Origin of the sequence: Streptomyces sp. NPDC016469, assembly GCF_040632905.1 — a bacterium.
Lineage (GTDB): Bacteria > Actinomycetota > Actinomycetes > Streptomycetales > Streptomycetaceae > Streptomyces.
The window spans coordinates 108318-120026 of the sequence record NZ_JBEYCQ010000018.1; the positions used below are offsets into that span (position 1 = coordinate 108318).

Sequence of the window (11709 nt, forward strand, 5' to 3'; positions counted from 1 at the left end):
AACCGGACAGGTACGCACGGGCGGACACCCCCGCCCGTGCGCCTGCCGGGTCCGCCCACCCGACGACGCGGCGAGGTGAGCCCTCATGTCCGCTCCATCCGCACAACAGCCCACGCCCAAGGTCACCGAACGCGAAGCGCGCCAGGTCGCCGAGGACGCCCGGGAACAGGACTGGCGCAAACCCAGCTTCGCCAAGGAACTCTTCCTCGGCCGCTTCCGCCTGGACCTGATCCACCCGCACCCGCAGCCCGCCGGCGAGGACGTCCGGCGCGGCGAGGAATTCCTCGCCCGGCTCCGCGAGTTCTGCGAGACCCGGGTCGACAGCGCCCTCATCGAACGCGAGGCGAAGATCCCCGACGAGGTCGTGAACGGCCTCAAGGAACTCGGCGCGCTCGGCATGAAGATCGACGTCAAGTACGGCGGCCTCGGTCTGACCCAGGTCTACTACAACCGGGCCCTCGCCCTGGCCGGCTCCGCCAGCCCCGCGATCGGCGCGCTGCTTTCCGCCCACCAGTCGATCGGCGTGCCCCAGCCGCTGAAGACCTTCGGCACGCAGGAGCAGAAGGACACCTTCCTGCCCCGCCTCGCCCGTACCGACATCTCCGCCTTCCTCCTCACCGAGCCGGACGTGGGCTCCGACCCCGCGCGGCTCGCCACCACCGCCGTCCGGGACGGGGACGACTACGTCCTCGACGGAGTGAAGCTGTGGACCACCAACGGTGTCGTCGCGGACCTGCTGGTCGTCATGGCACGCGTCCCGAAGTCACCGGAGGGCAAGGGCGGCATCACCGCGTTCGTGGTCGAGGCGGACGCCCCCGGCATCACCGTGGAGCACCGCAACGCCTTCATGGGCCTGCGCGGCATCGAGAACGGCGTCACCCGCTTCCACCAGGTGCGCGTGCCCGCCGCCCACCGCATCGGGCCCGAGGGCGCCGGACTCAAGATCGCGCTCACCACGCTCAACACCGGCCGGCTCTCGCTGCCCGCGATGTGCGTCGGCTCCGGCAAATGGTGCCTGAAGATCGCCCGCGAGTGGTCCGCCGTCCGCGAGCAGTGGGGCAGGCCGGTCGCCCGGCACGAGGCCGTCGGCTCCAAGATCGCCTTCATCGCCGCGACCACCTTCGCCCTCGAAGCCGTGGTCGACCTCGCCTCGCAGATGGCCGACGAGGACCGCAACGACATCCGCATCGAGGCGGCGCTCGCCAAGCTGTACGGCTCCGAGATGGGCTGCCTGATCGCCGACGAACTGGTCCAGATCCGCGGCGGACGCGGCTTCGAGACCGCCGCCTCCCTCGCCGCCCGGGGCGAACGGGCCGTGCCCGCCGAGCAGATGCTCCGCGACATGCGGATCAACCGCATCTTCGAGGGCTCCACGGAGATCATGCACCTGCTGATCGCCCGCGAGGCCGTCGACGCCCACCTCAAGGTCGCCGGCGACATCATCGACCCCGACAAACCGCTCTCCGCCAAGGCGAAGGCCGGCGCCAACGCGGCCGGCTTCTACGCCAAGTGGCTGCCCAAGCTCGTCGCGGGCCCCGGGCAGCTGCCCACCACCTACGCCGAGTTCAACCCGGCCGGCCACCCGGACCTGGCCACGCATCTGCGGTACGTCGAACGCGCCTCGCGCAAGCTGGCCCGCTCCACGTTCTACGCCATGTCCCGCTGGCAGGGCCGGATGGAGACCAAACAGGGCTTCCTCGGCCGGATCGTGGACATCGGAGCCGAACTCTTCGCGATGAGCGCCGCCTGCGTCCGCGCCGAGCACCTGCGCGCCACGGACGAGCACGGCCGCGAGGCGTACCAGCTCGCCGACGCCTTCTGCCGCCAGGCCCGCATCCGCGTCGAGGAGCTGTTCACCCGGCTCTGGTCCAACACCGACGACCTCGACCGGCGCGTCGTGGAGGGCGTCCTGTCGGGCACGTACGGCTGGCTGGAGGAGGGCGTGGTCGACCCGAGCGGCGAGGGCCCCTGGATCGCCGACGCCACTCCCGGCCCCTCCACCGAGGAGAACGTCCACCGGCCGATCCGCTGAGCCGGCGGGCCGTTGCCGGCGGGGCGCGTCCAGTCGCTGGACGCGCCCCGCCGCACGTTCCGGTCCACGGCAGGATGGACGCCCGTGACCGTCATCCATGTCCCCGGTTCCAAGTCCGTCACCGCGCGCGCCCTCTTCCTGGCCGCCGCCGCGAACGGCCGGAGCACGCTCGTACGCCCGCTCCGCTCCGACGACACCGAGGGGTTCGCGGCCGGGCTGACCGCGCTCGGCTACGAGGTCGAGCAGGAGGCGGACGCCTGGCACATCACCGGCCGCCCGGCGGGGCCCGCCGCCACCGAGGCCGACGTCTACTGCCGTGACGGGGCCACCACCGCCCGCTTCCTGCCCACCCTCGCGGCGGCCGGCGCCCGCGGCAGCTACCGCTTCGACGCCTCCGCGCAGATGCGCCGCCGCCCCCTCGCCCCGCTCACCGAGGCCCTGCGCACCCTCGGCGTCGACCTGCGCCACGAGGAGGCCGAGGGCCACCACCCGCTGCGCATCGAGGCGGCCGGCATCAAGGGCGGCGAACTCACCCTGGACGCCGGGCAGTCCAGCCAGTACCTCACCGCCCTGCTGATGCTCGGCCCGCTCACCGGGACCGGGCTGCGGATCACCGTCACTGACCTCGTCTCGGCGCCCTACATCAAGATCACCGTCGCGATGATGCGCTCCTTCGGCGCCCAGGTCACCCGGAGCGGCCCCGGCGGCACCGTCTTCACCGTGGAGCCCGGCGGCTACCGCGCCACCACCTACTCCGTCGAACCCGACGCCTCCACCGCGAGCTACTTCTTCGCCGCCGCCGCCCTCACCGGCCGCGAGATCACCGTCCCCGGACTCGGCGAGGGCGCCCTCCAGGGGGACCTGCGGTTCACCGACGTCCTGCGCCGCATGGGCGCCGACGTCACCATGAAGGACGGCGCCACCACGGTCCGCTCGACCGGCACCCTCAGCGGCCTCACCGTCAACATGCGCGACATCTCCGACACCATGCCCACGCTCGCCGCGATCGCCCCCTTCGCCTCGGGGCCCGTACGCATCGAGGACGTCGGCAACACCCGCGTGAAGGAGTGCGACCGGCTGGAGGCGTGCGCGGACAACCTGCGGCGCATGGGCATCACGGTCTCCACGGGCCCCGACTGGATCGAGATCCGGCCCGGCAGGCCCAGGCCCGTCGAGGTCGAGACCCACGGCGACCACCGCATCGTCATGTCGTTCGCCGTCGCCGGCCTGCGCACCCCCGGCATCACGTACGACGACCCCGGCTGCGTACGCAAGACCTTCCCCGGCTTCCACGAGGCGTTCGCCGCCGCCACCGGCTGAGGGGGAGCGCGGGGACCGGGACACGCGATGGGCCGACCCGGGACACCCTGTCCCCGCACACGGAGGGAGCGGCGACAATGGGGCGCATGACCGACAGCCCTGCCCCTCTCGCCGACCCGCACCTCGTCTTCGACGCCGTGGAAGAACGCCGGGATCTCGTCATCCTCGGCTCCACCGGGTCCATCGGCACCCAGGCCATCGACCTGGTGCTGCGCAACCCCGACCTCTTCCGCGTCACCGCGCTGTCCGCGGCCGGCGGCCGGGTCGCCCTGCTTGCCGAGCAGGCCCGCCTGCTGAAGGTGCGCACGGTCGGCGTCGCCTCGCCCGAGGCCGTACCCGCCCTGCGCGAGGCGCTGCGACAGGAGTACGGGGCCGGCGAGCCGCTCCCCGAGATCCTCGCCGGACCCGACGCGGCGACGGAGCTGGCCGCGAGCGACTGCCACACCGTGCTCAACGGGATCACCGGCTCCATCGGCCTCGCCCCGACCCTGGCCGCCCTGAAGGCGGGCCGCACCCTGGCGCTCGCCAACAAGGAGTCCCTGATCGTCGGCGGCCCCCTGGTCAAGGCGCTGGCCGCCCCGGGGCAGATCATCCCCGTCGACTCGGAGCACGCCGCGCTCTTCCAGGCGCTCGCCGGCGGCACCCGCGCCGATGTGCGCCGGCTCGTCGTCACCGCGTCCGGCGGCCCCTTCCGCGGCCGGACCCGGAGCGAGCTGGCCGAGGTCACCCCCGAGCAGGCCCTGGCACACCCGACCTGGGCCATGGGACCGGTCATCACCGTGAATTCGGCCACCCTGGTCAACAAGGGCCTCGAAGTCATCGAGGCGCACCTGCTCTACGACATCCCCTTCGACCGCATCGAGGTCGTCGTCCACCCCCAGTCGTACGTGCACTCCATGGTCGAGTTCACCGACGGCTCCACGCTCGCCCAGGCCACCCCGCCCGACATGCGCGGCCCGATCGCCATCGGCCTCGGCTGGCCCATGCGCGTCCCCGACGCGGCGCCCGCCTTCGACTGGACGAAGGCGTCCACCTGGGAGTTCTTCCCGCTGGACACCGAAGCCTTCCCGTCCGTCGGCCTCGCCCGGCACGTCGGCGCGCTGGGCGGCACAGCCCCCGCCGTGTTCAACGCGGCCAACGAGGAGTGCGTCGACGCGTTCCTGTCCGGGAAGCTGCCCTTCAACGGCATCATGGACACGGTCACCGCGGTGGTGGGCGAACACGGCACACCGGAATCGGGAACTTCTCTCACCGTCGCGGACGTACTCGAAGCGGAGACCTGGGCGCGGACCCGGGCCCGGGAACTCTCGGCCAAGGCCATTGCGGAGGCACGCGCATGAGCATGACGACGATCCTGCTGACGATTCTCGGCATCGCCGTCTTCGCGTTCGGTCTGCTCTTCTCCATCGCCTGGCACGAGCTGGGCCACCTCTCCACCGCCAAGCTCTTCGGCATCCGCGTCCCCCAGTACATGGTCGGCTTCGGCCCCACCATCTGGTCCCGCAAGAAGGGCGACACGGAGTACGGCATCAAGGCCATCCCGGCCGGCGGCTACATCCGGATGATCGGGATGTTCCCGCCCGGCGCCGACGGGAAGCTGGAGGCCCGCTCCACCTCGCCCTGGCGCGGCATGATCGAGGACGCCAGATCCGCATCCTTCGAGGAGTTGCAGCCGGGCGACGAGGACCGCCTCTTCTACACGCGCAAGCCGTGGAAGCGCGTCATCGTGATGTTCGCCGGCCCCTTCATGAACCTGGTGCTGGCCGTCGCGATCTTCCTCGGCGTCTCCATGACCTTCGGCTTCCAGACCAACACCACCGAGGTCGCCGGCGTCCAGAAGTGCGTCATCCCGCAGAGCACGGAGCGCACCACCTGCAAGAAGTCCGACGCCGTCTCGCCCGCGCAGGCCGCCGGGCTGAAGAAGGGCGACAAGATCGTCGCCTTCGACGGCGAGCGGATGGACTCCTGGGACGCGCTCTCCGACCGCATCCGCGACACCACGGGACCCGCCGCCATCACGGTCGAGCGCGACGGCCGGGAGAAGACCCTGCACGCGGTGCTCCTGAAGAACGCGGTCGCCAAGAAGGACTCCGACGGCCAGCCGGTCCCCGGCAAGTTCGTCACGGCCGGGTACCTCGGCTTCGCCGCCAAGCCGGAGATCCTGCCGCTCTCCTTCGGCGACTCCGTGGTCCGGATGGGCGACATGGCGGAGAACGGCGTCCGCTCGATCATCGCCCTGCCCTCCAAGATCCCCGCCCTCTGGGACGCCGCGTTCGGGGGCGGCGAGCGCACCGCGGACTCCCCGGTCGGCATGGTCGGCGCCGCCAGGATCGGCGGCGAGGTGATGGCGCTCGACGTGCCCACGGAGAGCCAGATCGCGATGATGCTCAATCTGCTCGCGGGCATCAACCTCTCGCTGTTCCTCTTCAACATGCTGCCGCTGCTCCCGCTCGACGGCGGCCACATCGCGGGGGCCCTGTGGGAGGCGCTGCGCCGGCACACGGCGCGGATCTTCAAGCGCCCCGACCCCGGCCCGTTCGACGTCGCCAAGCTGATGCCCGTCGCGTACGTGGTCGCCGGGGTCTTCATCTGCTTCACCCTGCTCGTCCTCGTCGCCGACGTGGTCAACCCGGTCAAGATCACCTGACCGGGGCGCGCCGGACGCGCCCGGTGCACCGCGAGTGACCGGCGGTGTGCGGGGTGCGTCCGGCGGGCCGACATTCCGTACGGGGCCGGACGCGGTGTGCTCCCGGCCGCCCTCGGTGACGTAACCTCGAAGGCCGGAGCCCGCCGATACCGGGACCTCGATCCACACCTTGGGGATGCTCAGCGCATGACTGCGATTTCTCTCGGAATGCCCGCCGTTCCGACCAAGCTCGCCGAACGGCGGGTCAGCCGGAAGATCCAGGTCGGATCGGTTGCGGTCGGCGGGGACGCGCCCGTCTCGGTGCAGTCGATGACGACGACCCGTACGTCGGACATCGGCGCGACGCTTCAGCAGATCGCCGAACTCACCGCCTCCGGCTGCCAGATCGTGCGCGTGGCCTGCCCCACGCAGGACGACGCGGACGCCCTGAAGACCATCGCGGCCAAGTCGCAGATCCCGGTGATCGCGGACATCCACTTCCAGCCGAAGTACGTCTTCGCCGCGATCGACGCCGGCTGCGCCGCGGTGCGCGTGAACCCGGGGAACATCAAGCAGTTCGACGACAAGGTCAAGGAGATCGCGCGCGCCGCGAAGGACGCCGGCACACCGATCCGGATCGGCGTCAACGCCGGCTCGCTGGACGCCCGGCTGCTGCAGAAGTACGGCAAGGCCACCCCCGAGGCGCTGGTCGAGTCCGCGCTCTGGGAGGCGTCCCTCTTCGAGGAGCACGACTTCCGCGACATCAAGATCTCGGTCAAGCACAACGACCCGGTCGTGATGGTCAACGCCTACCGCCAGCTCGCCGCCCAGTGCGACTACCCGCTGCACCTCGGCGTCACCGAGGCCGGCCCCGCCTTCCAGGGCACCATCAAGTCGGCCGTCGCCTTCGGCGCGCTGCTCAGCGAGGGCATCGGCGACACCATCCGCGTCTCGCTCTCCGCGCCGCCCGCCGAGGAGGTCAAGGTCGGCATCCAGATCCTGGAGTCGCTGAACCTGCGCCAGCGCCGCCTGGAGATCGTCTCCTGCCCCTCCTGCGGCCGCGCCCAGGTCGACGTCTACAAGCTCGCCGACCAGGTCAGCGCCGGTCTGGAGGGCATGGAGGTCCCGCTGCGCGTCGCCGTCATGGGCTGCGTCGTCAACGGCCCCGGCGAGGCCCGCGAGGCCGACCTCGGCGTCGCCTCCGGTAACGGCAAGGGCCAGATCTTCGTCAAGGGCGAGGTCATCAAGACCGTACCCGAGTCGAAGATCGTGGAGACCCTCATCGAGGAGGCCATGAAGATCGCCGAGCAGATGGAGAAGGACGGCGTCGCCTCCGGCGAGCCCGAGGTCTCCATCAGCTGACCCGCCGCAACCCCGGCAGCGCCCCGCGAGGAAGCCCTCGGCGGGGCGCCTCCGTGAGCGGCCTCACCGCGGGTGCGCACAGTCGTTCCCGGGCACGGGCGGCGTCGCTCAGGCTCTTCGGTTACAGTGCGGAAATCAGCAGACCGCATGGTGAGGCCCCCTCGTGTTGACGCACACCACTACCCGGGTCCTCGAACCCAGCGACCTCGGCGCAGCGCTCGCCGTCCTGGAGAGCGAGCCCGTGGCCAACGCCTTCGTGACGTCCCGCGTCCAGATCGCCGGACTCGACCCCTGGCGCCTCGGCGGCGAGATGTGGGGCTGGTACGCCGACGGCCGGCTGCGCTCCCTGTGCTACTCGGGCGCCAACCTCGTCCCCATCTGCGCCGGCCCCGAAGCCGTCCGCGCCTTCGCCGACCGCGCCCGCAGGGCCGGCCGCCGCTGCTCCTCGATCGTCGGCCCCGCCGAGCCCACCGCCGAGCTGTGGCGCCTCCTCGAACCGGGCTGGGGCCCGGCCCGCGAGGTCCGGGCCAACCAGCCCCTCATGGTCACCGAGAGCCCGTCCGCCGACGTGGAACCCGACCCGCTGGTCCGCCGCGTCCGCAAGGACGAGATGGACATCCTGATGCCCGCCTGCGTGGACATGTTCACCGAGGAGGTCGGCGTCTCCCCGATGGCCGGCGACGGCGGACTCCTCTACCAGGCCCGTGTCGCCGAACTCATCGGCGCGGGCCGCTCCTTCGCCCGGATCGACGACGGCAAGGTCGTCTTCAAGGCGGAGATCGGCGCCACCACCCCCCAGGCGTGCCAGATCCAGGGCGTGTGGGTCGCCCCGGAATTCCGCGGCCGCGGCCTCTCCGAGACCGGCATGGCCGCCGTACTGCGGTACGCGCTGGCCGATGTCGCCCCGGTCGTCAGCCTGTACGTCAACGACTACAACACCCCCGCGCGCAAGGCGTACCGTCGCATCGGCTTCCGGGAGACCGGCGCCTTCATGAGCGTGCTCTTCTGACCCGCCCCCGCCCCGGCGGCCCGGACAGTAGGGTCGGCCCATGGCAGCAGATTCCGGGGGCGGCCCCCGCACCACCGGCGTCCGGGTCGGGCCGATCGACCTCGCGGCCCGCGTCGACGAGGCCCTGGCCGTCCAGGCCGTCGCCTTCGGCCTGAGCGCCGGGGAGGTCGAGGTCCGCCGGCACATCGTGCTCCGGCACCTCGACCACCCGCACGCCCGCGCCCTGGGCGCCCTGACACCCGGGGGCCGGCTCGTCGGCTTCGTCTACGGCATGCCCAACGACCGCGGCCACTGGTGGTCCACCGTCGTCGAGCCCTACCTCCGCGCCACCGGCAGCGCCCACTGGCTGGACGACGCCTTCGTCATCACCGAGCTCCACGTCCACCCGGACTTCCAGAACCGGGGCATCGGCCGCACCCTGATCACCACCATCACCGACGCCGTCGCCCAGCCCCGCTCGATCCTCTCCGCGATCGACACCGAGAGCCCGGCCCGCGGCCTCTACCGCTCCCTCGGCTACCAGGACCTGGCCCGCCGGGTGCTCTTCCCCAGCGCCCCGAAGCCGTACGCGGTCATGGGAGCACCCCTGCCACTGCGCCGCGCTCGCTGAATGGATTTCCGCCCGCACGGGCCGCCCCGCTAACCTCGGGCCCATCACCCTTCCGAGCAGGAGTTCACCATGGCCCAGGTCCAGCGCATGTCCCGATTGATGATCAAGACACTGCGCGACGACCCGGCGGACGCCGAGACGCTCAACCACAAGCTCCTCGTCCGAGCCGGCTACGTACGACGCACCGCCGCCGGAATCTGGTCCTGGCTGCCGCTCGGCAAGAAGGTCCTGGAGAACATCACCCGCGTCGTCCGCGAGGAGATGGACGCCATCGGCGGCCAGGAGGTCCTGCTCCCCGCGCTGCTGCCCAAGGAGCCCTACGAGGCGAGCGGCCGGTACGACGAGTACGGCGACCTGCTGTTCCGGCTCCAGGACCGCAAGGGCTCCGACTACCTCCTCGGCCCCACGCACGAGGAGATCTTCACCCAGGTCGTCAAGGACATGTGCTCGTCCTACAAGGACCTGCCGGTCATCCTGTACCAGATCCAGACGAAGTACCGCGACGAGGCCCGCCCCCGGGCCGGTGTGCTGCGCGGCCGCGAGTTCCAGATGAAGGACTCGTACTCCTTCGACACCACCGACGAGGGCCTGGCCGAGGCGTACCAGCTGCACCGCGCCGCGTACATCCGCATCTTCGAGCGGCTCGGCCTGGACCACCGCATCGTCTCCGCCGTCTCCGGCGCCATGGGCGGCTCGGCGTCCGAGGAGTTCCTGGCCCCGGCGCCCGCCGGCGAGGACACCTTCGTGGACTGCCCGAACTGCGACTACGCGGCCAACACCGAGGCCGTGACCTTCAACGCCACCCCCGGCGACGCCTCGGGCACCGGCCCCGTCGAGGAGCTGGACACCCCCGACACCCCGACCATCGAGACCCTGGCCGCCCACCTCGGCGTACCGGCCTCCGCCACGCTGAAGAACCTGCTGGTCAAGGTCGACGGCGAGATCGTCGCCGTGGGCGTCCCCGGCGACCGCGAGGTGGACCTCGGCAAGCTGGGCGAGCACCTGGCCCCGGCCGTGGTCGAGCTGGTCACCGCCGAGGACTTCGTGGGCCGCCCCGACCTCGTACGCGGCTACGTCGGCCCGCAGGGCCTGGAGAAGGTCCGCTACATCGCCGACCCCCGCGTCGCCCCCGGCACCGCCTGGATCACCGGTGCCAACAAGGACGGCAAGCACGCGAAGAACGTCGTCGCGGGCCGCGACTTCGAGGTGGACGACTACCTCGACGTCGTCGTGGTCGAGGCGGGCGACGCCTGCCCCAAGTGCGGCACCGGCCTCCAGGTCGACCGCGCCATCGAGATCGGCCACATCTTCCAGCTCGGCCGCAAGTACGCCGACATCTTCGCGCTCGACGTGCTCGGCCAGCAGGGCAAGCCCGTCCGCGTCACGATGGGCTCGTACGGCATCGGCGTCTCCCGCGCCGTGGCCGCCCTCGCCGAGCAGACCGCCGACGACAAGGGCCTGTGCTGGCCCCGCGAGGTCGCCCCGGCCGATGTCCACGTCGTCGCCGCGGGCAAGGCCCTCCAGACCGAACTGGCCCTGGAGGTCTCCGACAAGCTGGCCGCCGCCGGACTGCGCGTCCTGGTGGATGACCGCGCCGGCGTCTCGCCCGGCGTCAAGTTCACCGACTCCGAGCTGATCGGCGTCCCGAAGATCCTGGTCGCCGGCCGCCGCTCGGCCGAAGGCGTCCTGGAGCTGAAGGACCGCCGCACCGGCGAGCGCGAGGAGCTGACGGTCGAGGAGGCCATCGCCCGCCTCTCGGAGCAGCAGGACTGACGCTCCGCACGCGCAAGGGCCCCGCACGAAGATCTCGTGCGGGGCCCTTGCCCGCGTCTACAGCCAGCCGGCGAACTCCAGCGTCACTTCGCCCTCCTGACGGCGCCCGGCCGCCAGCGCCCGGGTGCCCGACTCCACGGCACGGAACAGCGTCCAGCCGTGCAGCCGCTCCTGGTCCACATCCAGCGAGTCCGCGAGCTTCTTGACCCTGCGCCGGGCCGTCGTCGCCCCGGCGGGCGACGCGATCAGGTCCTCCACCCGGTCCCGGACCAGCCGCGCCAGGTCGTAGGCCCGCTCACCGACCAGCGGCTCCGGCCCGACCGTCAGCCAGGGCGCCCGCTCACCCGCGAGCACCTTGCTCTGCCGGAAGTTGCCGTGCAGCAGCAGCGTCTCGGGGGAGCCGGCGACCAGCTCCTCGCGGGCCGCCAGCGCGGCGGTGACCAGCGGTTCGAGCGCCGGATCGGATGCGGCGGCGGCGCGCATGGCGTCCACCCGCCGCCCCGTCCGCTCGGTCACCGTCTCGAAGCCGTGCCCGGCCGGCGGGTCGACCCAGAGCCGGCGCACCGTCCCGGCCGCCTCCAGCAGCGCCTTCGCCTCCGGCAGCGACCGCAGCGACATCTCGGGGTGCAGCCGCTCCAGGAGCAGCGCGCCGGCCACGGGTTCGAGCAACCGCACCGCGCCCCAGCCGTTCCAGTGCGCCAGCGCCGCCTGTTCGAGCTCCGGCGCGGCACCGGAGGGGGCCAGCTTCAGGGCGGCCGGGGTGCCGTCGGCCCCCCGGACCAGCAGAACCAGGCTGCTGCGCCCGCCGGGGGCCGCGACCCGCTCCACGACCGGGGTGCGGCCGGTCGCGGCCAGCGCCCGCTCGGTCAGTGCGGGAAGCCCCGCGAGCCAGTCCCCGGCGGCCGTATCCCCGTACGACTCACCGAGCGCTCGCACCAGACGCTGCGGCGGTTCAAAACCCATACGTGATGTGTTCC

The 11709-nt window shown here is 72.0% G+C and carries 9 protein-coding genes; 8 read left to right on the forward strand and 1 reads right to left on the reverse strand.

Annotation, left to right across the window (positions count from 1 at the left end):
• Positions 1-85 precede the first annotated feature (85 nt).
• From ABZ565_RS21735 to ABZ565_RS21770, 8 genes are all read left to right on the forward strand, one after another.
• Entirely contained in the window at positions 86-2032 is a 1947-nt protein-coding gene (locus ABZ565_RS21735; RefSeq protein WP_361029178.1) for an acyl-CoA dehydrogenase family protein, read from the forward strand.
• An 84-nt stretch (positions 2033-2116) separates the two neighbouring features.
• On the forward strand, positions 2117-3352 hold the full coding sequence (gene aroA / locus ABZ565_RS21740; protein WP_361029181.1) for a 3-phosphoshikimate 1-carboxyvinyltransferase: 1236 nt from the start codon (positions 2117-2119) through the stop codon (positions 3350-3352).
• Positions 3353-3429: 77 nt separating this feature from the next.
• Positions 3430-4692 (forward strand): 1-deoxy-D-xylulose-5-phosphate reductoisomerase, encoded by a 1263-nt coding sequence (gene dxr, locus ABZ565_RS21745; protein ID WP_361029184.1) that lies wholly within the window; start codon positions 3430-3432, stop codon positions 4690-4692.
• A complete protein-coding gene (locus ABZ565_RS21750) occupies positions 4689-5999 on the forward strand; it encodes a site-2 protease family protein (RefSeq protein WP_361029187.1) in 1311 nt (436 codons plus the stop codon). The genes dxr and ABZ565_RS21750 overlap by 4 nt, the downstream gene beginning before the upstream one ends.
• 186 nt (positions 6000-6185) lie before the next feature.
• Positions 6186-7340: a flavodoxin-dependent (E)-4-hydroxy-3-methylbut-2-enyl-diphosphate synthase gene (gene ispG / locus ABZ565_RS21755; RefSeq protein WP_361029190.1), complete on the forward strand. Its 1155-nt coding sequence runs from the start codon at positions 6186-6188 to the stop codon at positions 7338-7340.
• Between the two features lie 163 nt (positions 7341-7503).
• Positions 7504-8349 carry a GNAT family N-acetyltransferase gene (locus tag ABZ565_RS21760; protein ID WP_361029193.1) on the forward strand — a complete coding sequence of 282 codons (846 nt, stop codon included), beginning with the start codon at positions 7504-7506 and terminating at the stop codon, positions 8347-8349.
• 40 nt (positions 8350-8389) lie between these two features.
• Complete coding sequence (locus ABZ565_RS21765) at positions 8390-8959, forward strand: GNAT family N-acetyltransferase (RefSeq protein WP_361029196.1); 570 nt, start codon at positions 8390-8392, stop codon at positions 8957-8959.
• A 69-nt stretch (positions 8960-9028) separates the two neighbouring features.
• Positions 9029-10732, forward strand: a complete 1704-nt coding sequence (locus ABZ565_RS21770) for a proline--tRNA ligase (protein ID WP_361029199.1) — start codon at positions 9029-9031, stop codon at positions 10730-10732.
• Positions 10733-10789: 57 nt separating this feature from the next.
• Here ABZ565_RS21770 and ABZ565_RS21775 read toward each other — a convergent pair whose 3' ends face one another.
• Entirely contained in the window at positions 10790-11695 is a 906-nt protein-coding gene (locus ABZ565_RS21775) for an aminoglycoside phosphotransferase family protein (RefSeq protein ID WP_361029202.1), read from the reverse strand.
• Positions 11696-11709 lie beyond the last annotated feature (14 nt).